Origin of the sequence: Flavobacterium sp. F52 (assembly GCF_000278705.1) — a bacterium.
GTDB lineage: Bacteria > Bacteroidota > Bacteroidia > Flavobacteriales > Flavobacteriaceae > Flavobacterium > Flavobacterium anhuiense.
Genome location: NZ_AKZQ01000036.1, coordinates 1 through 25,047, shown reverse-complemented (window position 1 = coordinate 25,047; position 25,047 = coordinate 1). Strand labels below are relative to the sequence as shown.

Annotated in this window: 16 protein-coding genes; 4 read left to right on the top strand and 12 right to left on the bottom strand. The window is 34.2% G+C overall.

Annotated elements, in window-relative coordinates:
- Window positions 1-11 precede the first annotated feature (11 nt).
- The 8 genes from FF52_RS18360 to FF52_RS18325 all read right to left on the bottom strand — a co-directional run bounded on the left by FF52_RS18360 (window position 12) and on the right by FF52_RS18325 (window position 14,897).
- Complete coding sequence (locus FF52_RS18360) at window positions 12-2,426, bottom strand: alpha-ketoacid dehydrogenase subunit alpha/beta (protein WP_008467891.1); 2,415 nt, start codon at window positions 2,424-2,426, stop codon at window positions 12-14.
- 190 nt (window positions 2,427-2,616) lie between these two features.
- Entirely contained in the window at window positions 2,617-5,364 is a 2,748-nt protein-coding gene (locus FF52_RS18355) for a hypothetical protein (RefSeq protein ID WP_008467889.1), read from the bottom strand.
- A 298-nt stretch (window positions 5,365-5,662) separates the two neighbouring features.
- Complete coding sequence (locus FF52_RS18350; protein ID WP_008467887.1) at window positions 5,663-6,391, bottom strand: TIGR00730 family Rossman fold protein; 729 nt, start codon at window positions 6,389-6,391, stop codon at window positions 5,663-5,665.
- A 404-nt stretch (window positions 6,392-6,795) separates the two neighbouring features.
- Window positions 6,796-9,627 carry an excinuclease ABC subunit UvrA gene (gene uvrA, locus FF52_RS18345; RefSeq protein ID WP_008467886.1) on the bottom strand — a complete coding sequence of 944 codons (2,832 nt, stop codon included), beginning with the start codon at window positions 9,625-9,627 and terminating at the stop codon, window positions 6,796-6,798.
- Window positions 9,628-9,728: 101 nt separating this feature from the next.
- The gene (locus FF52_RS18340; protein WP_008467885.1) at window positions 9,729-10,682 is read right to left on the bottom strand and encodes a Fic family protein; all 954 of its coding nucleotides are present in this window, start codon (window positions 10,680-10,682) and stop codon (window positions 9,729-9,731) included.
- Window positions 10,683-10,745: 63 nt separating this feature from the next.
- Complete coding sequence (locus FF52_RS18335; protein ID WP_008467884.1) at window positions 10,746-12,530, bottom strand: chloride channel protein; 1,785 nt, start codon at window positions 12,528-12,530, stop codon at window positions 10,746-10,748.
- A 72-nt stretch (window positions 12,531-12,602) separates the two neighbouring features.
- Entirely contained in the window at window positions 12,603-14,291 is a 1,689-nt protein-coding gene (gene ggt, locus FF52_RS18330) for a gamma-glutamyltransferase (protein ID WP_008467883.1), read from the bottom strand.
- Between the two features lie 21 nt (window positions 14,292-14,312).
- Window positions 14,313-14,897 (bottom strand): ACP phosphodiesterase, encoded by a 585-nt coding sequence (locus tag FF52_RS18325; protein WP_008467882.1) that lies wholly within the window; start codon window positions 14,895-14,897, stop codon window positions 14,313-14,315.
- 418 nt (window positions 14,898-15,315) lie between these two features.
- Between FF52_RS18325 and glmM the strand changes: the two genes are divergently transcribed.
- Window positions 15,316-16,704: a phosphoglucosamine mutase gene (glmM, locus tag FF52_RS18320; protein WP_008467881.1), complete on the top strand. Its 1,389-nt coding sequence runs from the start codon at window positions 15,316-15,318 to the stop codon at window positions 16,702-16,704.
- Window positions 16,705-16,795: 91 nt separating this feature from the next.
- Here glmM and FF52_RS23210 read toward each other — a convergent pair whose 3' ends face one another.
- Together FF52_RS23210 and FF52_RS18310 are read right to left on the bottom strand one after the other, a co-directional pair.
- Window positions 16,796-18,280 (bottom strand): glycosyl hydrolase, encoded by a 1,485-nt coding sequence (locus tag FF52_RS23210; RefSeq protein ID WP_192811816.1) that lies wholly within the window; start codon window positions 18,278-18,280, stop codon window positions 16,796-16,798.
- 209 nt (window positions 18,281-18,489) lie between these two features.
- Window positions 18,490-19,362, bottom strand: coding sequence for a lysophospholipid acyltransferase family protein (locus tag FF52_RS18310; protein WP_008467879.1), 873 nt, complete (start codon window positions 19,360-19,362; stop codon window positions 18,490-18,492).
- 112 nt (window positions 19,363-19,474) lie between these two features.
- Here FF52_RS18310 and FF52_RS18305 point away from each other — a divergent pair, with 112 nt between their 5' ends.
- Entirely contained in the window at window positions 19,475-20,113 is a 639-nt protein-coding gene (locus tag FF52_RS18305; RefSeq protein ID WP_008467877.1) for a rhomboid family intramembrane serine protease, read from the top strand.
- A gap of 51 nt (window positions 20,114-20,164) precedes the next feature.
- A complete protein-coding gene (locus tag FF52_RS18300; protein WP_008467876.1) occupies window positions 20,165-20,857 on the top strand; it encodes an SIMPL domain-containing protein in 693 nt (230 codons plus the stop codon).
- A gap of 310 nt (window positions 20,858-21,167) precedes the next feature.
- Here FF52_RS18300 and FF52_RS23205 read toward each other — a convergent pair whose 3' ends face one another.
- The gene (locus FF52_RS23205) at window positions 21,168-22,544 is read right to left on the bottom strand and encodes a sensor histidine kinase (RefSeq protein ID WP_008467875.1); all 1,377 of its coding nucleotides are present in this window, start codon (window positions 22,542-22,544) and stop codon (window positions 21,168-21,170) included.
- A 249-nt stretch (window positions 22,545-22,793) separates the two neighbouring features.
- Between FF52_RS23205 and FF52_RS18290 the strand changes: the two genes are divergently transcribed.
- On the top strand, window positions 22,794-23,771 hold the full coding sequence (locus tag FF52_RS18290) for a YheT family hydrolase (RefSeq protein ID WP_008467874.1): 978 nt from the start codon (window positions 22,794-22,796) through the stop codon (window positions 23,769-23,771).
- A 10-nt stretch (window positions 23,772-23,781) separates the two neighbouring features.
- Here FF52_RS18290 and FF52_RS18285 read toward each other — a convergent pair whose 3' ends face one another.
- The gene (locus FF52_RS18285) at window positions 23,782-24,549 is read right to left on the bottom strand and encodes a DUF2490 domain-containing protein (RefSeq protein WP_008467873.1); all 768 of its coding nucleotides are present in this window, start codon (window positions 24,547-24,549) and stop codon (window positions 23,782-23,784) included.
- Between the last annotated feature and the right edge of the window lie 498 nt (window positions 24,550-25,047).

The window sequence follows — 25,047 nt, the reverse complement described above, 5'->3', positions numbered from 1 at the left end:
AAATCGTATTTTTATTGATATAAAGCTGGATATTTAGAAGGATTTACTTCGTGCATCATATCGTACACTTTTTCGTAAATATCTTCTGCAGAAGGTTTGGAGAAATAATCTCCATCCGTTCCGTATGCAGGTCTGTGGGCTTTTGCAGCAAGCGTTTGTGGTTTGCTGTCCAGATATTTATAAGCGTCTTGTTCTTCTAAAATCTGCTGTAAAATGAATGCTGAAGCTCCTCCAGGAACATCTTCGTCGATTACTAAAAGACGGTTGGTTTTGGCAATACTTTTTACAATGTCTTTGCTAACATCAAACGGAAGTAAAGATTGAATATCAATAACTTCGCAGTCAATTCCTTGTTCTGCTAATTCATTAGCGGCTTGCATAACCAATCTTAAAGTTGATCCGTAAGAAACTAAAGTAATATCTGAACCTTCTCTTAAAGTCTCTACAACTCCAATTGGCGTTTTGAATTCACCAAAATTTAGAGGAGTTTTCTCTTTTAAACGGTATCCATTCAAACATTCGATAACCAAAGCAGGTTCGTCACATTCTAACAAAGTGTTGTAGAAACCAGCTGCTTGCGTCATGTCTCTTGGAACCAAAACGTGAATTCCGCGAATCGCATTGATAATCATTCCCATTGGAGAACCAGAATGCCAAATTCCTTCCAAACGGTGTCCACGAGTTCTAATGATTAATGGCGCTTTTTGTTTTCCAACAGTTCTATATTGCAATGTAGCTAAATCGTCACTCATGATCTGAATAGCGTACAATAAATAATCTAAATACTGAATTTCAGCAATCGGACGTAATCCTCTCAATGCCATTCCGATTCCCTGACCAATAATAGTCGCTTCACGAATTCCGACATCGGCAACACGAAGTTCTCCGTATTTTTCCTGCATGCCTTCAAGACCTTGATTTACGTCTCCAATGTTTCCAACATCTTCACCGAAAATTAAAGTTTCAGGATATTTCGCAAACAACGCATCAAAATTATCACGAAGAATCATTCTTCCATCCAAATCTGGTTTTGCATTTTCTGCATATTTAGGAAGAACTTTTTGTACAGAAAATACATTTTGAGCCGATTCCGAATGCTGATTACTGCTGAATTTTTCTTGAGTTTCATTCAAGAATTTTGTAATCCAATTTGATAAAAGAACTTTGCTATTTGGCACTTCAATAAAACGAAGGATCTTTCTAGCATAAACTAATAATTCCTTTTTTAAAGGCGCTTTAATTGCAGCCAATTCAGAAATTAATTTTTTGATTCTTTCTTTATGATTGATGCTTGCTTCAGCAATTTGCTCCAATAAAGCTAAGAGATTCTTTTGTTCGTCAATAATAGGATTGATGAAGTTATTCCAAGCTTCTTTTTTAGCTTCTAAAACTTCTTTCTTTAATTCGAAATCAAGTTCTGCCAATTCCTCTGGAGAAGCGATATTAATGGCAATCATCCAAAGACGCATTTGACGAATACAGTCAAAATCTCTTTCCCAAGCCAGTCTTTCTGCACTTTTGTAACGTTCGTGAGAACCAGAAGTAGAGTGGCCTTGCGGTTGAGTCAATTCGTTTACGTGAATTAAAACCGGTATATGTTCTTCGCGTGCAATTGCTCCAGCTCTTTCGTAAGTAGAAACTAATTCGGCATAATCCCAACCTTTTACTCTAAAGATTTCATAGCCTTTAGAATCTTCATCGCGTTGGTATCCTTTTAAAATTTCAGAGATATTTTCTTTAGTCGTTTGGTGTTTAGCGTGAACCGAGATTCCGTATTCATCATCCCAAACGCTCATTACCATCGGAACTTGTAGAACTCCTGCAGCGTTTATGGTTTCAAAAAATAAACCTTCAGAAGTACTGGCGTTACCAATGGTTCCCCAAGCTACTTCATTTCCATTCACAGAAAATTTGTCTTTAATTGTAATTCCGTCAACGTTTCTGTAAATTTTTGATGCTTGAGCCAAACCAAGCAATCTTGGCATCTGACCAGCTGTTGGAGATATATCTGAACTTGAATTTTTTTGTTTTGTTAAGTCTTTCCAAGAACCATCTTCGTTTAAACTGTGCGTTACAAAGTGTCCTCCCATTTGTCTTCCTGCAGACATCGGATCAAAAGCTAAATCGGTGTGACCGTATAAACCGGCAAAAAACTGTTTAGCGTCCAATTCGCCGATAGCCATCATAAAAGTTTGGTCGCGATAGTATCCAGAACGGAAATCTCCGTTTTTAAAAGCTTTTGCCATTGCCAGCTGCGGAACTTCTTTTCCGTCGCCAAAAATTCCAAATTTAGCTTTTCCTGTTAATACTTCTTTTCGACCTAAAAGACTACATTCACGGCTTGTAACCGCAATTCTATAGTCATTCAATACCTCAGTTTTGAAATCTTCAAATGTCAGTGTAGTATTGGTTTTTTCTTTTATCATAATCTTGTAGGGTCATGTTGTTTATGTCGCGAAATTACTTAAAAACAATCAATAATCATAATTCTTTGAACTAAATATAATTTAATTATTTGTATTCAAATCTAAAAACTACGTATTTTATTTATGTTATTTTTATATGTAATTTAATTTTATTGATAATTTCGCAAGTTTTTGTTTAATTTTTATTTGATTAAAACCATTTTCGGGTAAAAAGAGTAACTAACGTTTTTGGCGAAAATGTGATGATAAATCGTATTTTTTCATTGTATTTAGGTTGTGATATTTCCCATCCGTTATTAGAATAAACAGGAAAATAGAGTTCAAAGTAGTCAGGAACAAGGTTTAAACGCACTCCAGAATCGTAAGCAAAGAACTCATTTTGATGCTTATTTTTCAAAAAACCAATGTCTCCATAAAGTTCTACCCAGTTCCATATCGCATAACTTGCGTTTAGAGTTGTCATCCATTGGTTAGCGTATGAAGGCTCTAATTGTGACTTGAAACCTCCTTCGGCAATTACATATTGCTGACTAAAAAATCCCGTACTTTCTGATCTTCCAAACAAATTGTAATCAAATAAATAATCTGTTGGACGGTCTAAACCAAAACTAAAATAATCTGAGTTTGTTGTGTTGTACAAGAAACTTCCAGCGAATAGCCTTAAATTTAACTTTTTATTATTTTCGAATAATCTTCTGTATTCTACTTCTCCCGAAACTTTTCCGAATCCGCTAGAAAACTGCAAATCGGTCATAAAATTAAAATGATCAATTAATTCAGTTTTGGTATTGGAATAACGTGCGTTGAAAACAGAATAGTTGGGTTCTGAATTATCTGTAATATAACTGCTCGCTTCACGGTTTACCATAACCTGTCGGAACATAAACGCTTGTTTTCTATTGTCTCTAAAATCTTTTTCACGAATGCGGAACACCACCATCGGATTTAATCTCAAATAAGTGGCATCTGGCGCATAGTGAAAATAGTTTTGACTGATAGAATAGCGAACATTATATAAGGTGCTGTTTCTGTAATACTGGTTCCATGAAAAAGCCGATGAACCCGAAATTGTACCTGCCTTGATTGAGTAGGCCGGATTAATATCAAAATTAAAAGGCTTGTCTAAAATAGTTTTATTATGAAAACGGATTCCAGGCGTGAAACCATCATAATAATTATAATTTAATGTCGGAATGTATAAAATCTGATTGTAATCTGGATCTTCTAAATCTTTAGCGAAATTAAATTTTATAGGACGATTCAGCGCAACATGTTTTAGAGATCTCCAGTTGTTTCTCTGGTTGTACTCCGGAACTTCATTATTGTAATTAATGACAATTTTGTCTGCATTTTTTCGGCTGAATGCATAAACAGAATCTTTTTTGGTAGGTTCAATCCATTCTTTAAAAACAACTTCTTTCTTTTTAATTCCGTAAATCGGAATAGGAGCATAGATCCCAGTTTTATTTTTAACCGAAAATGTAACGCTGTCTGCAGTTCTCGAAACATTCGAAAATTTATAATCGATAATATCTCTGGAATCGATTATAGTTTTAAAGAACCAGTCGATATTTGTTGGACTTTTTTGAGTTAAGATTTTTTCAAAATCATAACGGTTCGATTGTCCAAATTGGTTAAGATTGTAAAACTCTTTTACGCTTTTAGGCACAATATCATAATTAAGATAATCGTCTAAATAACTCAAACTTAAACCAGCGCGGTATTTACTGGCAATCTGTTCGTTAAATTTTATAAGCGTGTTTTTCGGGTCGCCAAGCGGCTGATCCAGATTTTTACGAGCCATCAGCATATAGTAATAGCTGTATTGTTCGTTAAAAGTAAGATTGGTAATGTTATAGCTTTTAAAGAGTTTCATGTCCGAAAGTCTTCCCAGCATTTTTTCATCCTGATGATGCTCTTCCATATACTTCATCATGGTATAAATCTGGATTCCGTCATAAACCCAATTGTCTTTTCTCGGATCTAAACGCAGACTGTTTTTGAGATAATTATTTAAAAAAGTTTTTAAAAATTGAATCTCAAACATAAAATCATCTTCAAATGGACTAATAAACGAAGGCAGCTGATTTAAACCATAAAACGGATTTCGGTCATAATCTGCCTGAGAAACGGTAATTCTCTCATGTGGGTACTTGCCAATAAATTTTTCAGCATAAGAAACCACTCGATTGATAATAATAGCTTTTTGAAATTCGTCTATTTTCTTATTTCTTAAATTCGTAAGAACTTGCAAAGAGCCATTATCATAGATCCTAAAACTATTTTGCTTTTCGATATAAAGACTTAAATCGGTTCTGTTTTTGCCCGAAAAAGAATAAATATTATAGCTCTGATTGGTTGAATCTTTGGAAACTGGATTTAAATCGGTAGTTATAGAATACTGATTCGGAATTTTAATTTCCACCTCATAATCACTCACTGCATTTGCAATATCATCCAGATTGAAATTATTGTACTTGACAAAAAGTCCATTTTCAAAACGAGCGGGACTTAAGAACCAGTTTTTTAATAACATGCCACCATTTTGATCAAATCCAAAATGAGTGAATTTATCATTTGGTATTTTTACAATATAATTAAGGTGCAGATCGATTTTTTCGTTCGGTAGAAGTTTACGATTCAATCGTACAGTGATATAATCAGGATCTTCGGCGCTTCTTTCCCATTCCAGAGCCGAAAAATTGGTTTCGGTTAGATTTATAATAGTAGTTTTTCCTCGATCTACCGCTTTCGCCAAATGAAAACCTCTGTAAAACTCATCAGAAAAACGTCTTGCCAAAGGCGTGTTTTTGTCTGCAAAAGCATTATTCCAATCATTCAAAACAATCGAAACCAGAGTGTCGTTTGTAGTATTATGATACGTAATATCCTGTTTTATATTCAGTGTCTTAAGCTCAAGATTTACCGCCACTTCCATCTTAGATTGATGTTGTGCAGTTAGTTCTATCGAAAATGATAAAACTATAATGAGGCAAATAATTTTATAAAGTGCTTTCAAATAATGGCTTAAAAATTATCAGACATACTTATGTACGGACATAATGAAGTTACGGATTTTTGTAAAAATAGTATAAAAAAAGCTGTTTAAAAAAACAGCTCTCAATTTTTGCGTATTTGCAATATAATTTAACCATATAAGTGATAAAAGTGTTTTTAACGCAAAGCTTAAAAATATACTTTTAAATGGACTTATATCACTTATGTGGTTTTGAAAATTAGAAATTCGGACTTAAATCGTACTTTTTGTAGAATTTATCCAATGCTTCTACAACTTCGTCTTCTGTGTCTACGATTTTAAATAAATTTAAATCTTCAGGGCTTACGGTATGCATTTTTTCAACCAATACCGTTTTAACCCAGTCAATCAGACCGGACCAGAATTCAACTCCAACTAGAATAATAGGGAATTTTCCAATTTTTTTAGTCTGAATCAAAGTGATGGCTTCAAACATTTCGTCTAAAGTTCCGAAACCTCCTGGCATTACCACAAACCCTTGAGAATATTTTACGAACATTACTTTTCTCACAAAGAAATAGTCGAAATTGAGGTTTTTATCGTGGTCAATATAGGGGTTAAAATGCTGTTCAAACGGAAGTTCGATATTTAAACCAACCGAAGTTCCTCCGCCCAAATGCGCACCTTTATTTCCAGCTTCCATAATTCCGGGACCACCTCCTGTAATCACACCGTAACCTGCTTTACTGATTTTATAAGCTATTTTTTCAGCCAATTGATAGTATTTGTCATCTGGCTTTGTTCTTGCCGATCCAAAAATAGAAACACAAGGACCAATACGTCCCATTGCTTCGTAACCATTTACAAACTCAGACATAATTTTAAAAATTGCCCAGCTGTCATTGGTTTTAATTTCATTCCACGTTTTTTGCTTTAAACGATCCTGAATTACTTTATCTTCATCATTATCAAAATCTTCTAATCTCATTTTAGGTATTTTAATTTATTATTTTATTTATGTCTTTTTTGTCATCCTGAGCGTAGTCGAAGGAAGGAGCTAGTTCCTGCTGTCCGCTATATCTTTTGTGCTGAACCCTAGCACAAAAGGATGCCGCTCCCATCAGGGCTAGGGTAGTTGGTTTCAAATAAACAATTGGTTTAATTTAAAGATCTTTCTTTAAAACTTTGAATTTTTTAGAAAAAGCGGATACTAAATTAACGCTTTTTTCTAGAATTGTTATAAAAAACAGGAATTATAATCCAAAAGTAATGTTGGGATAATAATCAAATTTAGTTTTTTGATTCATTATCAGGGGTATAGTGTATGTAAAACTGAAAGTTTTTTAGATTTAATCTTTGTCAAAGTTTTAAACTTTGACAAAGATGTTGTTTCTACTCTAGTTCTTTCTTTAAAAACTTAGCCGTATAACTCTTTTTATTCTGAGCCACTTCTTCTGGAGTTCCTTTGGCAACCAATTGCCCACCACCTTTTCCGCCTTCTGGACCAATATCGATAATATAATCTGCTAGTTTAATGACGTCCATATTGTGTTCGATGACAAGTATGGTATTGCCTTTATCCACCAATTTATTGATTACTTCCATCAAAACGCGAATGTCTTCAAAATGCAATCCAGTTGTAGGTTCGTCAAGAATATAAAATGTATTTCCGGTATCTTTTTTAGACAATTCTCCTGCTAGTTTTATACGTTGCGCTTCACCGCCAGAAAGCGTTGTGCTTTGTTGTCCAAGTGTAATGTAACCTAAACCAACATCTTGAATTGTTTTGATTTTTCTGTGAATTTTTGGAATGTTTTCAAAGAAAGGAACCGCTTCATCAACCGTCATATCCAAAACATCAGAAATAGATTTTCCTTTATATCTAATTTCTAAAGTTTCTCTGTTGAAACGTTTTCCTTGACAAGTCTCGCATTCTACGTAAACATCTGGCAAAAAGTTCATTTCGATTGTTCTAACACCAGAACCTTCGCAGGTTTCGCAACGTCCTCCTTTTACGTTAAAACTAAAACGTCCCGCTTTGTAACCACGAATCATACTTTCAGAAGTCATCGTAAATAGATTTCTAATTTCAGTAAAAACTTCCGTATACGTTGCCGGATTAGAACGTGGTGTTCTACCAATCGGACTTTGGTCAATGTCAATTACTTTGTCGATATGTTCTAAACCTTCAATCTTTTTATACGGTTGCGGTTTCTTTACGCCATTAAAATAATGAGCATTTAAAATCGGATAAAGCGTCTCATTAATCAAAGTCGATTTTCCGCTTCCAGAAACACCCGTTACGCAGATTAACTGTCCTAACGGAATTTCAATAGAAACGTTTTTAAGATTGTTTCCAGTTGCTCCAGTAAGTTTTAAAAATTTACCATTTCCTTTTCTTCTTTTCTTCGGAATGTCGAATTTCATTTTACCGTTCAAATATTGAGCAGTAATTGTATTTGATGCTAATGTTTCTTTCGGAGTTCCTGTGCTGATGATTTGTCCACCATATTTTCCTGCTTTTGGACCAATATCAATTACATAATCGGCAGTTTCAATCATGTCTTTATCGTGTTCTACCACAATAACCGAATTTCCGATATCACGTAATTGCTCTAGCGACTGAATTAATTTTTCATTATCTCTTTGGTGGAGGCCAATACTTGGTTCATCCAAAATATAAAGAACACCCACTAATTGCGAACCAATTTGTGTCGCCAAACGAATACGTTGTGCTTCACCACCAGAAAGCGATTTTGAACTTCGGCTTAAAGCCAAATAATTCAAACCAACATTCATAAGGAAGTTCAAGCGGTCTTTTATTTCTTTTACAACTTCAGAAGCAATTAAAAGCTGTTTGTCTGTCAGATGGTTTTCTAAATCTAAAAACCATGCCGTCAAATCTGAAATATCCATATCACACAATTCGGTGATATTTTTTTCATTTACTCTAAAAAACAAAGCTTCTTTTTTAAGACGTGAACCTTCACAAACAGGACAGTTAATTTCGTCCATAAAATCTTTTGCCCAACGTTTTATAGTTGTTGTGGCACTTTCGTCATATTGATTTTTAATGAAATTAGAAATTCCTTCAAAATCAATTTTATATTCTCTTGTAACGCCCAGATCTTTTGAGTTGATAGAGAATTTATCTTTCCCGCCATACAAAATCATTTGCATGGCTTCTTCTGGAATTTTCTCAATAGGATCCGTTATTTTAAATCCGAATTTTTCCCCGATGGTTTCCAATTGCTTGAAAATCCATGAAGATTTATATTCGCCCAGAGGCGCAAGACCACCTGCTTTTATTGATAATTTCGGATTCGGAATAATCTTCTTAACATTAATTTCGTGTACAGTTCCCAATCCGTTGCAATGCGGACAAGCTCCTTTTGGAGAGTTGAATGAAAATAAATTCGGTTCTGGATTTTGATACGAAATACCGGTTGATGGACACATCAAATTACGGCTGAAATAACGCACTTCATTAGAATCCTGATCCAAAATCATCAAAACATCTTCTCCATGATGCATCGCTGTATTGATGCTTTCAGATAATCTTTTTTGTGTATCAGGATTATCTTCAATCACCATTCTGTCTACAACAATTTCAATATCGTGCGTTTTGTAACGATCCAGTTTCATTCCGGCAACCAAATCTTGAACTTCACCATTTACACGAACTTTCAAAAAACCTTGTTTGGTAATTTGCTGGAATAATTCTGCATAATGCCCTTTTCTGGCTTTAATAACTGGAGCCAGAATATTGATTCGTTTTCCTTTGTAATCCTGAATAATCAAATCTTTAATCTGTTCATCAGAGTACGAAACCATTTTTTCGCCTGTGTTGTAACTGTAGGCATCTGCACCACGTGCATATAGAAGTCTCAGGAAATCGTAAATTTCGGTAATCGTTCCAACTGTAGAACGTGGACTTTTACTGGTAGTTTTTTGTTCAATTGCGATTACAGGAGAAAGTCCGTCAATTTTATCTACATCAGGACGCTCTAAACCGCCAAGGAATTGTCTTGCGTAAGCTGAAAAAGTTTCAACATAACGACGCTGACCTTCAGCGTAAATCGTGTCAAATGCTAACGAAGATTTTCCCGAACCTGATAAACCAGTAATGACAACCAGTTTTTCACGCGGAATAGATATATCGATATTTTTTAGATTATGAACTCTTGCACCAAGAACTTCAATAGTATTGTCTTTATCTAACATAATTTTGAGCAAAACGCAAAGTTACCACTTTGATTTGTTCTTTTAGTGCTCGATAGCAAAAGTTTATGTTACAAATAATAACAAAAAACGCTGATATAAAATCAGCGTTTTCTTTTTCGGGTTGCCATATAGTTTTCGATGGCTTCTTTGGTGGTATACCAGTTTCTGCCTTCTTTGTAAGCATCTATTTTTCCTGTTCTGGCCAATAAACTTACATATTCTTGGCCGTATGGGGTGTCAAGCTCACTAACAATGTTTTGAATAGATTGATAATCATAATTGCTTCCAGGCATTGCGCCAAGATAAATATTGAGCGTTCTTTCTAGTGCTTGGCACATTAAAAGTGTCAATTTTTGATAATTGCCATTATTAGCTTGATTAAGCGCTTCGTAATATTTCTTGCGATCATTTTTTAAAATAATGGCAGGAGGAAAACCGCAACGCATCAATAATAAATTCATGCTCAAACGAACGGTGCGACCATTTCCATCAAAAAAAGGATGAATCCAGACTAGTTTATGATGGTAAATTGTTGCCAATTCTATATCGTTTAAACCTAAAGGATTTGTATTGATAAACTCAATTAATTCGTCTAAATAATCTGAAACTTTATTGGCATTTGGTGGCATAGAATTAGCTCCTGAAATTCGGACACCTCCATTACGAATTCTTCCTGCAAAATCTTCTTCGATAGAGCGCATTACTAAACCGTGGATAGATAAAATGTCAATACTTCGTAACTTATAATTCTCATCGACAATTGAGTAGAGATAATCAATAGCTTTGTCGTGATTATGAGTTTCAAAATGTTCGCGAAGCGATTTCCCTTTAATGGTTATTCCTTCTTGAATAACCATTTGGGTTTCTCTCAGGCTAAGTGTATTTCCTTCAATACTATTAGAGTTATAAGTCCATTCGAGAGAAAGACTTTCTCGTATTTTATTCAAAGCAATATTAGGCAATGGTCTGCTGTTTTGCAGTTCTTGCCTTTTTTGATACAATCGATCAAAGGTTGATTGAAATTCTTCTCTGTATGTTAGGTCAATATTAAACATAATCCTACAAAGGTACTTTTTAATATCGGATAAATAAAATTTTTAACGTATCCGATATTAAGCTTATTCAATCGTCATTGAACGGAGTTTTGTTCTATAAGCTTCTAGTGCTATTGATTTGGAAATAAATCCGTGGTATTTCCCGTCTCTTAAAACAGGAAGGAAAGCAGATTTGGTGGTTTCAAATTTACGCATTACAATTTCCATGCTGTCGAGTGTAGAGATTGTTGCAGCAGGCGCTTTCATTACGTCTCTGATAAAGGTGTATTTTACACGGTAAGAATTAAAAATAATTTCTCGTATATCATTAAAATGAACAACTCCAACTAGATCTTTCTCTTGATTTACAACCGCAAAAACAACCTGGTTCGAATGCGAAATAAGATCAACCAATTTAGTTAGATTTTCATCTGGATGCACTGTCAGATAATCGCATTGAATAATCGAGTCGATATCTAAAGTCGATAAAATGTTTGAATCTTTGTTGCTTGTAAAGGCATGTCCTTTCTTTGCTAAACCTTTTACGTCAAGTGAATATTTTTCGTAACGTTTAGAAATGGCAAAACTGATAGAAGAAACAATCATCAGCGGAATCATTAATCCATAACCTCCTGTGATTTCTGCAATTAGGAAGATGGCAGTTAGAGGTGCATGAAATAAACCGCTCAGAATTCCAGCCATTCCAACCATTGTAAAATTACTGATAGGAAGTTTAGATAAACCTACCATGCTTACAAGTTTAGAAAAGAAGTAGCCTAGATAAGAGCCTAAGAATAGAGAAGGAGCAAAGTTTCCTCCGTTTCCACCGCTTCCAATAGTTAATCCCGAAGCAAATACTTTAACCATCATGGTAGCGCCAATAAATAAAAGCAAAACCCACTGATTATTTCTAAAATCGGCAAATAAAGTATTGTCCAACAATTTTCCAGGATCGGTTTCAGATAAAGTTTTAATGCTTTCGTATCCCTCACCAAATAGGGTTGGGAAAATAAAAATTAATAACGCCAATAACGATGAGCCAATTAAAGCTTTTTTATAAGGGTTAATTTGCTGTTTGGCAAAATAATGCTCCACCCTTTGAAAGTTTCTCGAGTAATAGATAGCAACGAGTCCGGTTAAAACTCCCAAAATAACGTAAAACGGAATATTGTGGTAATCAAAAGTTTCTTGTTTTTTAAAGCTCAAAAGAATGCTTTCGTCCAAAACAATAGCAGAAACTAAAGCGCCCGTTGCTGCAGAAATCATAATAGGCGTAAAAGCAGAAATGCTGACATCTACTAATAAAACCTCAATAGCAAAAAGAACACCTGCAATTGGAGCGTTAAAAGCAGCCGCAATTCCAGCAGCTACACCACATCCAATCAGCAAAGTTCGATCCTTATACTGCATCTTATAATTTTGGGCATAATTTGAACCAAAAGCAGCTCCTGTAATTACGATCGGACTTTCTAAACCTGCAGAACCTCCCAAACCAACTGTCAACGAACTTGTCACAATTTGAGCATACATCTGCTTTCTAGGAATAATACTGGCTTTTTTCGCAACTGCATAAAGTATTTGAGAAGTTCCTTTTTGAATATTTCCGTTAAGAACTTTATTTACTACAAAAACAGTTAATGTAATACCTATAATAGGCAGAATACTGTTAATGAAACTCAATTTCAGGATTCCATTAATGTATGTTGCAAATGAGAATACACTATGCGCGAAAGTTTTAAGTACGATAACGGCAAGGGAACAAGATATTCCGATAAGAACGCTCGACAAAAAAAGAAACTGCTTTGGAGTCATTAAGGATTGTGCCAAAGCAATAATGCTTTCGAGTCTTCTGAAATATTTTTTTAGCATTCTGTTTTAAAATTATCGTTCTTACAAAATTAGTTCATAATGTTAGATTAAAAAAATAAAAACGGAGAACTATTAAAAACCAACGGCTTTATCATCGCCTCTAAAATCAGCTCCGCCTTCTAGATTTTTGTTTGGTAGAACCAAAATAGCATCAACTTTTCCGATGATAGGAGTTGGTTTTTCGTTGATGATATAGTTTTTTGCTTTAAGCTGATCAATTGTTTTTGTTTCAAAAGTATTGGGTTCGAAAGTAATTAAATCTGGCAGCCATTGGTGATGAAAACGTGGAGCATTAACAGCTTCTTGCATGCTTAGATTATATTCGTAAACATTTAGAATTGTCTGTAAAACAGAAGTAATAATCGTTGAACCTCCCGGTGTCCCAACTACCATAAACAGTTTTCCGTCTTTTTCCACAATGGTTGGCGTCATAGAACTTAACATTCGTTTTTGCGGAGCAATGCTGTTGGCTTCATTTCCAACTAATCCAAACATGTTTGGAGAACCTGGTTTTGCACTAAAATCATCCATTTCATTATTTAAAAAGAAACCTAACTCGTCGCAATAATATTTTGATCCATAACCGTCATTTAGTGTTGTAGTAGCCGCAATTGCATTCCCGAATTGATCTACAATTGAATAATGTGTAGTTTCTGTGCTTTCGGCATAATTCACTTTTCCTTCTTTTATTTCGCTTGATAAAGTCGCTTTTTCAGGATTAAAGCTAGCCATTCTTTCGCGAAGGTAATTTTCATCTAATAATTCTTTCATCGGAATTTTGACAAAATCTGGATCACCCAAAAAGTAGCTTCTGTCAGCATAAGCTCTTCTTTCAGCCTCAACAATAACCTGAATGGCAGCTGGCGAATTATGCCCCATTTTGGCTAAATCATACGGCTCAAGCATTTTTAAGATTTGAGCCAAACAGATTCCGCCACTGCTTGGAGGAGCCATTGATGTAATTTTTAAACCTTTATAAGTAAATTGCAATGGTTTTCTCCATTTGGCTTCGTATTTCGCTAAATCCTGCATCGTGATAATGCCTCCTTTTTCCTTTAGATAATTGACTAGGATTTTTGCCGTTTCTCCTTTATAAAATTCGTTTCTTCCTTTTTTCTGGATTCTTCTTAAAGTTTTGGCTAATGCTGGATATTTGATGGTATCGTTTTCTTTAAAATTGCCAGATAAAAGCGAATTTTCTCCATTTATTTTTACAATGCTCTCGTGATAATCTTTTAAGCTTTTTTCTTGTTTTTTGGTCACTACAACACCTCTTTCTGCTAAAGCGATTACAGGTTCAAGGATTTTAGAAATCGGCATTGTGCCATATTTTTTATGAACCGCAAAAACGCCTGCAATTGTGCCTGGAACACCAATGGCAAGTGCTGTCTGGGTGCTTTTTCCTTTTATTACATTTCCCTCGCTATCCAAAAACATATCTTTTGTAGCAGCCAACGGAGCTTTTTCTCTATAATCCAAAGAACCAACCTCGCCATTGGCTTTTCTATACACCATAAATCCGCCGCCGCCGATATTTCCTGCAAACGGAAAAGCAACTGCAAGCGCCAACTCGGTTCCTACCATGGCGTCAAAAGCATTTCCGCCTTTTTTCATAATATCAGAACCTATTTTTGAGGCTTCTTCGCGGGCAGAAACCACCATAGCTTTTGTAACAACTAATCCAGTCGGATTTGTAGCTGTCTGTTGCGCATTGCTATTGCTTATATATAAAAGTGCTATTAAAAATGTAATTTTTTTCATGTTTAATAAAATTAAATTGACTTAAAGAGAAAGTAATTTTCCTTTTGCTTGTTCTCTCATTTCTTCAAAAAAGAGTGTAAATTCTTTTTCAAATTCATCATAAAATTCCGTAAGTTCTTCGACAGCGAACTGCATTTGAGAAACATTTTTGGATCTTCTGTCCATTTGAGTTAATATATGTTGAATTCCTTCGGTTGTGCGATAACTTACAAGCCAGTTTCTTTCAATCATATATGGCATTAAGCCTTGAGTTTTTTCAGTTAAAATTTCATAATTATCGTGAAGCGAATGATAAAATCGATTTACAAAAAGTTCTAATTTTTCATCTGAATATTTTTTCCAGTTTTTGGCTAGAAAATGATCGTAAACAATATCTACAATAACCCCGGCATAATGGTGATATCTCTCATGGAGGCGTTTGGTGCTTTTCCTAAAAATATCATGAGAATCAGTATAAGTATCAATGAATCGATGGAGTAAAATTCCTTTTTGAACATCTTCAGGAAAATGCTCAAACTGTTTTCCGCGAATTCCGTCTGCCATAAAATTCCCGATTTTAATTAAATCATTGTCTCCAGAAAGATATATATGGGCTAAGAAATTCATTTTTTTATAAGTTTCTAAGAATCGAAGTTTTTTAAGATTCTGAGTTATTTTAGTAAATGTATAAAAACTTTTTTAAATCATTTTGTTATAAAAATAACGAGATGCAAGTAGTTTCCTATAGGTTAAATTTAAAATCTTAGAATCTTAGCAACTTAGTATCTCAGCAACTTTTTATATAAAGTTGCTGAGATACTAAGATACTAAGTACTAAGTTTTTTGTATGAGTGCTATTTGTTGGGTTTGTACGATTTAGTTTATTGCTCTTTCACATAGGTACGATTAGTGATATATGCTGAAATCTAGTTATTTCAGTATTTTTTTGGTTTTTTCGCAATGATTGGAGAAACTTAGAATCTTAGCAACTTAGTATCTCAGCAACTTTTTTATATTTGTAAAAAAATAACCCTAACTCACAAAAATGACTCTAATAAAATCTATTTCTGGAATCCGTGGGACGATCGGAGGAAAAGTGGGAGATAATCTAACTCCTGTTGATGCAGTAAAATTTGCATCCGCTTACGGAACTTTCTTGAAAAATAATATTGCTAAAGATAAATTGACAGTTGTAATTGGCCGTGATGCGAGAATCTCTGGACCAATGATTCATAATTTAGTAGTGAATACTTTAATTGGTTTGGGAATCGATGTGATTGATCTTGGACTTTCTACAACGCCAACTGTTGAAGTGGCTGTTCCTTTGGAAAAAGCTGATGGTGGAATTATTTTAACAGCTTCTCACAATCCAAAACAATGGAATGCTTTAAAATTATTAAATGCTAAAGGTGAATTTTTAAGCGGAGCTGATGGAGCAAAAATTCTTGAAATTGCAGAAGCAGAAGCTTTTGATTTTTCTGATGTGGATAGTTTAGGTGAAGTTATTTCTAATGACGCTTACATGGATATTCATATTGATGAAGTTTTAAACTTGCCATTGGTTGACATTGAAGTAGTAAAAGAAGCTAAATTTAAAGTGGTTGTTGATGGTGTAAATTCTTCAGGAGGAATTATTATTCCGAAACTTCTAAAATTAATGGGAGTTGAAGTAGTAGAATTGTACTGTGAACCAAACGGACATTTCCCTCATAACCCAGAACCTTTAAAAGAGCATTTAACTGATATTTCAGAATTAGTAGTAAAAGAAAAAGCTGATTTTGGTATCGTAGTAGATCCAGATGTAGATCGTTTGGCTTTTATCAGCGAAGACGGTGAAATGTTTGGTGAAGAATATACTTTGGTTGCTGTTGCAGATTATGTTTTAAGCAAAACTCCAGGGAATACAGTTTCTAATATGTCATCTTCTCGTGCTTTAAGAGATGTTACCAACGCTCACGGTGGAAGCTACGAAGCAAGTGCAGTAGGAGAGGTAAACGTGGTAGAGTTGATGAAGAAAAATAATGCTGTAATTGGCGGTGAAGGAAATGGCGGAATTATCTATCCTGAATTGCACTACGGAAGAGACAGTTTGGTTGGAGTTGCTTTGTTCTTGACGCATTTGGCAAACAAAAAAATGCCGGTTTCTGCTTTGAGAGCTTCTTATCCAGAATACTACATGAGTAAAAATAAAATCGAATTGACGCCACAAATTGATGTTGATGCGATTTTAACTCAAATGACTGAGAAATATAAAAACGAAGATATTTCGACAATTGACGGTGTAAAAATTGATTTTGCAACAGAATGGGTTCATTTAAGAAAATCTAATACAGAACCAATTATTCGTATTTATACTGAGGCGCCTTCTCAAGCAGCTGCAGATCAATTGGCACTTCGAATTATTGATGAAATTAAAGTAATTGCTGGAATTTAAGATTTTCAGTTTTTAAAATAAAAAAAGCTCTTTAGATTTGTCTAAAGAGCTTTTTGTTTGGTCAAAACTAATTCATTCCGTTAGGAATGAATTAGTTCTTAATTATTTTAATCGATTTTTTAATCTTTCCATACGAAGCGTTTACAATATAAACTCCTTTTGGAAGCTTGTCTCCAATTTTAATATCTTCATTCGTAAAATAATCTGCAGAAGAAAAACAGACATCTCCTTTCATATCAATTATTTTGATCGTTAAAGGTTCAGTAGTATTTGATTTAATATGTAAAGTGGCTTGCGTTTTTACAGGATTTGGATAAATCGTAAAACTGTCTTTTTCAAGCTCATTATCGTTAACGCCAAGATTGGCAACAGCAAAATCGATGAAATTAAAATTGAAGTCATTTGATTTGAATTTGATTTTCAAATACACCTCGCCTTTTGGTAAAAAAACATCATTTACCGTTTTATTAGCAAAAGTCTGCCAGTCTCCAGTTGGTGGAAAAGTTTCATCGGCTTTTACCACAACATCATTTACTAGAATGTCAAATTTGCCTGTCAATACGGGAGATGCCACTCTAAAAGTTAAGTTGTAGGTTCCAGCATTGGCAACATTCAGCATAAATTCGTTCCAGTCTCCTTCATTGATGAAACAAACATTTTGCCCCGTTCCAGAATCTGTTGTTGCCTGTAAACCAGTCCCTTTTCTTCTGTAATGTTTATTGGCAGTAACGCGACCTGGTATATTCATTTTTTTTGCTGTGTAAGGAACATTAATATATTCAGTTCCAATTGGTCTTAGGACACCACTTGTACCACTTAACAATTGTCCTTCTAACATATCGGTCCAAGTTGGATTTACTCTTCCAGAAAACCATGAATAGCGAAAAATATCTGGATCATTTTCATAGCTGGTTAAAATTTGTTTCATGAAAGCTGTTTTTTCGTCAGCGGTCTGTATAACTCTATTGGCAAACTCCGTAATCCAAAGCGGACGATTGAATTGTTTTAAAATTCCTGTTACTCCAATCACAGATCCAGCAGTGGCATCATAAGTATGAAAAGCAATATAATCTACTTTACAGTTGGGGCATAATTGGAAAAACTGATTGTGCCAAACAACAGGATCAGAAATTCCTCCGTAATTATTAGGGCCATTATAAGCAGGTGAGGCGCTTACAATTTCTAGATTTTTTGCAGCAGCAATTTTTTCGATATTTGCCCATGCATTTACTGCCTCTTGCGGTGTTAATCTTGCACCGTCGGTAAAATTAGGTTCATTAAACGCCAAAAGATATTTGGCTCCAGGTTTTATTTTATTGATGAAAGTTTGTACGTCATTGTCGCTGATTTTTCCCCATGCCATCGGGACAAATTCAACGCCAAGAGATTCATAATTGGCTTTTAAATCGGCATCAGGTTCTGGCGACCAGTTGTACCACCAAGAAAGGCCTGGTTTTAAAGCTTGCATGTCGGCTTGGGAGTGGTATCCGTAAGCAATTCCTCGTTTTGGACTTTGAGCGAAGACAGAAAAAAAGAGAAAAGATACTAAAAATGAAAAAAATAGTTTTTGGATCATGGTTAATGATTTTTTGGTTCTTTTTTGATATTGAAGAAGAACCAAATTTAAATGGTTTCCTTTTTTTATCCATTCAAAAAAATCATTACAAAAACACATCAAATTAGATAAAGAGAGCGTATTTAGATATTTATTATTCAGTTTTAAAAGAAAAAGCCCGAAAAGCAAATGCTGTTTTTCGGACATTCATTTAAATTATTTTCTAAATATCATTCAATACGGTGTTTCCATCTTTTGTGTGTCCACAAATAAAATTCCGGAGCTTCTAGAATCTGTTTTTCCACTTCTTTTAAATACATTTCGGTGATTTTGAAATTTTCAAATTCTTTCGGATTATCTGCAAGCGAAATAAATGTAGCCTCATAATAGCCTCTTTTGACTTTTTTAACCTGCACAAATATCACAGCCAAATCATATTTTTTCGCTAGTGTTTCTGCGCCAGTATGTACAGGAACTTCAACTCCCATAAATTTCATCGAATGAAAAATTCTTTCCATTTTTGGTGACTGGTCACTTGCTAAACCGTACATGCTCAAAACTCCTTCACGCTGGTTTTTTGCCATTGTCGGAATCGCTTTTCGGGTTTCAATCATTTCGGTGTTGTATTTAGAGCGAATTTTTCTAACTAATTTATCAAAATAAGGATTGGCTAGTCTTTTGTAAACCGCAACTCCTTGAAAACCAAGTTTAGGATTTATGGTTAAAAGCCACTCATAACTTGCATAATGTGAAGCTACCAAAATCACGCTTTTTCCCTTTTTAGCATAATCGCGAACAAGATCAATATTGGTTACATGAAATCTTCTTTCCATTTCTTCAGGAGACATGCTCATGGTTTTAATCATCTCCAGGAACATATCACACATATGCTTGTAGAATTTCTTTTCTACAACTTTTCTTTCTGCATCACTCAAATGAGGCAAAGTAAGCGCCAGATTTTCGCGCACTACTTTTTTACGGTATCCGATAACTTTATATACTAAAAAATATACAAAATCTGAGAATAGGTAAAATACAGGAAAGGGAAGTATAGAGATGAGCCAAAGTAAAGGGTAGGCTAAAATATAAACAAGAAATTGCATGTAAATTTTTTTTACAAAGATAAATTAAAAATGATTAGCGATTGATATTTTGCTTTCTTGCTAACTTATCTTTAAGAATGATTATATTTACCATTCACAATAATTATTATTTATGAATATTATTTTAATAGCGATTATCGTTGCGAACGTTGTTATTAGTTACAAAGGTTTTAACGATCTTTATTTTTTTAGAAAATACGAGTTTCATGTAGGAAGCATTCGTTCTGGCGAGCAAATCAGAATGCTGTCTTCTGGCTTTCTGCATGTTGATATGATGCATTTGATTTTTAATATGCTGACTTTGTATTTTTTTGCACCTGTAGTTTTGGGTTGGCTTGGTAATTTTTCTTTTATCTTGGTCTATTTTGGAAGTTTAATTTTCGGAAGCCTTCTTACTATGCTCTTTCATAAGAACGATTATAGTTATAGAGCCGTTGGAGCATCTGGCGCTGTTACTGGAGTTCTGTACTCGGCAATATTATTGGAGCCTGACATGATGCTTGGAATATTTTATGTCATTCCGATGCCGGCTTATCTTTTCGGAATTTTGTATTTGTTGTACTCAATTTATGGAATGAAGGCCAAAAATGACAATATTGGGCATACGGCACACTTCGGAGGTGCTATAGGCGGCTATTTAATTACCTTGATAAAAATGCCATCATTATTTACAGACCATACATTGATGGTAATTCTGCTTGCAATTCCGATTTTGATACTTTTTGGAATGGCAAAATTGGGAAAACTGTAAGCTTGGCACAACTTTTGGAATGCTCTTGTTAAACATTAAAATTTAACAAAAATGAAAAAACTAGTATTATTTTTAACAATCATGTTTATGACTATGTCTTACGGCCAAGAAATCAAACAAATACCTCTAATTAATGTTAATGGAGAAGGAAAAGTAAAAGTAGCACCTGATCAGGTTTGTATTTCAGCTTCTGTTGAAACAAAAGGGAATAATGCTAAGGATGTTAAAAAACAAAATGATGAAAAGATGGATGCTGTTTTAAAATTCATCAAAAAAATGAATATTCCAACAGCAGATTTCAAAACAAAGCAAGTAGCTCTTAATCCGCAGTACGATTATGAGAAAAAGAAAACTTCTTATAACGCTACACAAACTGTAGAAATCGTGATAAAAGATTTGACTAAGTATGATGAATTAATGGAAGGTTTGGTTCAACAAGGAATCAATAGAATCGACAGAGTTTCTTTTGAATCATCTAAATTAGCACAATATGAGTCTGAAGCTAGAAAATTAGCGATGAAAGATGCTAAAGTAAAAGCTGAAGAATACGTTTCTGTTTTAGGACAAAAAGTAGGTAAGGCATTTACAATCTCTGATAACTCTCAAGTTTACCGCCCACAGCCAATGTACGCTGCTATGAGAATGAAAGAAGCAGATGCAATGGGAGGAGCTTCAAACGAAACTTTAGCAATTGGAGAAATCGAAATTACAGCAAATGTTAGCGTCAGTTTTATGTTAGACTAAACGTTTCTAAAATTTCAAATAAAAAAATCCAAATTCCAATTTAAACTGGGATTTGGATTTTTTATTTTAGATTTTTTCCTAGAGGATTACACATAGTTTGTCCTCCTGAGCGGAGTCGAAGGATCTTGCGCAAAATCATTATTGTGTGCTCATCGATATGTGTCCTTAGACTCCGCTCAGGAAGACAAAAAATGAGTATTGGAATTTGAAATTTTTAGAATTGGAATTTAAGTATTGGAATTTGGAATTTTACTAGTGCGGTTGCTTCGTTCCTCGCAATGACATAAAATGAGAATTGGAATTTGGAATTTTAGTTATTGGAATTTACAATAGGAAGCGTAAACCTAAATGTGCTTCCTTTTCCTTGTTCGCTTTCTACTGAAATTTCTCCTTTATGAATGTTTACAAATTCTTTGCAGAGCAGCAATCCGAGTCCGCTTCCGAGTTCGTTTTCTGTGCCTTTCTGAAGTACTTTTCCGTTGATTTTAAATAACTTTTCTTTGATGTAATCAGGAACTCCGATTCCGTTATCTGTAATAGAGATTTCTGCTTTCTGATTAGTTTTGATCAGTTTTAGTTTAACTTCTCCATTCTTACCTGTAAATTTAATGGCATTGCTCAGCAAATTACGCAAAATGGTACTAATCATGTTTTTATCTACTTCTGCCTCAACCAAAAAAGCCGATTCAAATTTGATGTCTATATTTTTACTTAAAGCGACATTTCTGCTTAGTTCAATATTTTCCTCAATTAAAGCATTTAGCAATATATTTTTAGGATGAAAAGTAATCATTCCGGTTTGGACTTTAGACCATTCCAAAAGATTTTCGAGCAGCTTATAAATGTTTTTATTTGAGTCATGCAGCAGTTCTGATATTTCTTTTATTTCTTCACGGCTGTACTGTTCTATATTTTCCAGCAAAATTTCGGAAAGAGAAACCGATGATCCTAAAGGCCCTCTTAAGTCATGTGAGATAATAGAAAAGAACTGGTTTTTGTCATTCAAAAGCTTTTTGATTTTATGATCTTGTTTTTCTTTTACCAAGAGCAAAAAGCCAACAATTCCGATCAGAGTAAGAAGAAACAAACAGATGCTGTATAAACTATCAAAAGTATTGTTGGAAATAATAAGATTTTGAGGATATAAGTATCGGTGAATTGTTCGTATGACAATTAGAATTTCAAATCCTGTGTAGCACAAAACATAAAAAGTCTTGAAAAAGCTTTTTTCTTTTTCTGTGAAATAAATGATTGTAGGCAATAAATAAATAGCAAAAATACCAATCCCTCCAAGGATAACACGGGTATTCATTGTGGCATAAAAAAGCGTCGAAATATTAAAAAGCAATATCGCAACCGCTGTAATAGCTATCTGAATTTGAAATTGCCTTTTTGCATGTACTTTAATGAGCGATAGCATGGCAAGGGTTTCGAAGCAACAGGCGCCAAAGATCATTGAATTGGCAATATTGATGGAAGCAAAGTCGGGAATAATATTTCGTAAAAGAGCCAATATCCAAGCAAGAGTCAGTATTAATTTACCTAAACCGAACCATTTTAATATTTTTCGATTATCGCTAGTAGCGTAAGAAAAAGAAAAACTGAATATAAGGATGCAGGTAAAAAAATTACCCCAGAAATAAAGCAGAAAAATGGTTTTTGGATCTACTGGTAAAAATTCAAACATTAAAAGGATTTTGCTTTTTTGAAATCGATTTTACAAATATACAAATAAAGTAAACATTCAGACCTGAGTTGGCGCTTCTTGAGCCGTGTTCCAGCATATTTAACAATTAGTTTTCTTTAGAATCAGTACTGCTTTTTTAAATTTACATACTGTTAAATTATTAAAAAAGGGCACAAATAAAAAGAAAGAATTAAATTACATGTTGATTGATTTCTTAGCTTTGTAAAAAGTACCACAAAACTCTTTGTTATGCCACTAATTGAACATTCAGAATATGATTCTCCTTCGATTATTCATCGCAACAGGCATATTTCTACCATATATGCTGCCTTGATTAAAAAGTTTGAAGTGCCTGAATATACAAGAGAAAAGCATGAATTGAATGACGGAGATTTTATCAACATCGATTATATTTTAAATGGCTCAAAAAAAGCAGTTATTTTATGTCACGGTTTAGAAGGTGATTCGCGAAGAACATATAATAACAGTTGCGCAGCCTATTTTTTGCAGAAAGGTTTTTCGGTTTTTGCTTGGAACAACCGCACTTGTGGAGGAGAAATGAATCGACTTCCAAGATTGTACCATCATGGAGCAGTTGACGATCTTGACGAAGTGGTTCGGTTTGCTTTGAAAAAAGGAATTGAAGATATTTATTTGATAGGATATTCGATGGGTGGCGTTCAATTGCTTAATTATTTGGGCTGGACAAAAATCGATCAGCGCATAAAAGCTGCAGTTTCTATTTCGGTGCCAACACATATTGCTACTAGCGCAGAAGTGCTTAAGCAAGGTTTTAATAGAGTGTATCTAAAGAATTTTACCATTGATATTAAAAAGAAACTGAAATATAAAGCGGCACAATTTCCTGATTTCATCAACCGTGATCAGATTGATAATATTTCTTCTTTTGACGAAGTAGATCAATATTTTACAGCGCCGCTTCATGGTTTTGCGAGCCGTGACGATTATTACGAACGTGTTTCTCCAGAGTTTTCTCTTAAAGATATTACAATTCCGGTTTTAATTATCAATTCGCTAGACGATCCATTTTTGGGCGAAAGATGTTACCCGAGAACGATTGCCAAAGACAGTGCATATGTGTATCTGGAAACACCTAAATATGGCGGACATTGTGCTTTTCCGCTACGTGATTCTGAATATTCATATGCTGAGAAAAGAGCTTTTGAGTTTTTTGAATCTTTCAGGTCTAACAATACTTTGGTTTAGAAACAAATTTTTATTCATCACCAGAATTCTCAATTTCAGAAGGCGCTTTTTTTCTAATGCTGGTATTCAGATAAAAAAACAATCGTATTGTGTGATTCATGTCGTACTGATATCCAGAGTATTTTTGCTGATAAACATTCATATAACCAAAATCGTAACTCCATTTCGGATTAATATTTTTTCTGATTCCGATAAAAAAGCGGTTTTGATCGAAAGTATTGTAAACGACTTCTTCTCCAAAATGCAACAGAATCTCATCTGAAAGAACCATTTGCGGCCACGATTTTTTATCAGAAATCCGGAAAGTAAAACTCATCAGGTAACGGATTCTATTGGTGAAACGCCAATCGCCACTGGATCTATCATTGACGATTTTTTCCTGCCAACGCTGTTCATTTCTCAGACGTTGTAGAATGCTAACATTTCCGAATTTTGTGTTTAACTGCGCTTGTTGATAGATCCTGTTTTCATCAGAAAAAGTACTCCAGTCAGGATTTGATGGCGCTAACCACATGTGTGCATATCCTAGATTTAAGGAAATATTTGAATTTGGAATATAGCTGATTCCGCCTCTTATAAAATAAAAACTGGGATCGGACACAAAGTCATTCCGTCTGATATGAAAGTCGCCAATCAATCCCCAATGGTCGGCAAATTTGGCAACTGTATTGATAGAAACCCAAGTCTGCAGCTGCTGATTAATTTCTTTTTCCTGCGCTTGCCCAAATGCATTTAAAGAAAGCAAGAAAATCAGGATTCTGATAAAATTGGTTTTCATAAAAAACACTTAGAAATTAGTAAAAAGTAAATTTCTCTAGAATCGGTTTACTGGCATTCGTTTGTTTAAGTAAAGATATTCTTTTTTAACGAGAAATTATATCGTTTATTTAAGTTTTAATTTGTTTTATATCAGTTGTTTATGTGCTTTAAAAAAAAATAAAATTTGTCTGTAAATTATTAAATATGAGTACTCCAGCGCATGAAAAGAAAGATTCTACTAAGAGAGAAATGACTAAATCTTTTGAATCATGATGACCAAAATTTTTTCCGGTTCTATCGCTAATCTTGATTATCGAATTTATTGCCTGTAACCCATTTTATAAAAGTGGTTCGTCTTATTGTTTTAAAAGGAAGCGGTTTGCAAGAAGTGGGAAGTGAGCTTTTTTACTTATTTATTTTTGCCATTGTCTTGAATTCATTGGCGATTTATAACTACAAAAAAACAAGTTAAGTAAAATGGTACTCAAAGACCATTAAAAATAAAACCCCGTTTGAA

Coding starts and splice junctions, on each gene's coding strand:
- glmM (WP_008467881.1), top strand. CDS start 15,316: ATGACTCTAATAAAATCTATTTCTGGAATCCGTGGGACGATCGGAGGA.
- FF52_RS18310 (WP_008467879.1), bottom strand. CDS start 19,362: ATGCAATTTCTTGTTTATATTTTAGCCTACCCTTTACTTTGGCTCATC.
- FF52_RS23205 (WP_008467875.1), bottom strand. CDS start 22,544: ATGTTTGAATTTTTACCAGTAGATCCAAAAACCATTTTTCTGCTTTAT.
- ggt (WP_008467883.1), bottom strand. CDS start 14,291: ATGAAAAAAATTACATTTTTAATAGCACTTTTATATATAAGCAATAGC.
- FF52_RS18285 (WP_008467873.1), bottom strand. CDS start 24,549: ATGAAAACCAATTTTATCAGAATCCTGATTTTCTTGCTTTCTTTAAAT.
- FF52_RS18355 (WP_008467889.1), bottom strand. CDS start 5,364: ATGGAAGTGGCGGTAAATCTTGAGCTTAAGACACTGAATATAAAACAG.
- FF52_RS18305 (WP_008467877.1), top strand. CDS start 19,475: ATGAATATTATTTTAATAGCGATTATCGTTGCGAACGTTGTTATTAGT.
- FF52_RS23210 (WP_192811816.1), bottom strand. CDS start 18,280: ATGATCCAAAAACTATTTTTTTCATTTTTAGTATCTTTTCTCTTTTTT.
- FF52_RS18360 (WP_008467891.1), bottom strand. CDS start 2,426: ATGATAAAAGAAAAAACCAATACTACACTGACATTTGAAGATTTCAAA.
- FF52_RS18350 (WP_008467887.1), bottom strand. CDS start 6,391: ATGAGATTAGAAGATTTTGATAATGATGAAGATAAAGTAATTCAGGAT.
- uvrA (WP_008467886.1), bottom strand. CDS start 9,627: ATGTTAGATAAAGACAATACTATTGAAGTTCTTGGTGCAAGAGTTCAT.
- FF52_RS18290 (WP_008467874.1), top strand. CDS start 22,794: ATGCCACTAATTGAACATTCAGAATATGATTCTCCTTCGATTATTCAT.
- FF52_RS18325 (WP_008467882.1), bottom strand. CDS start 14,897: ATGAATTTCTTAGCCCATATATATCTTTCTGGAGACAATGATTTAATT.
- FF52_RS18335 (WP_008467884.1), bottom strand. CDS start 12,530: ATGCTAAAAAAATATTTCAGAAGACTCGAAAGCATTATTGCTTTGGCA.
- FF52_RS18340 (WP_008467885.1), bottom strand. CDS start 10,682: ATGTTTAATATTGACCTAACATACAGAGAAGAATTTCAATCAACCTTT.
- FF52_RS18300 (WP_008467876.1), top strand. CDS start 20,165: ATGAAAAAACTAGTATTATTTTTAACAATCATGTTTATGACTATGTCT.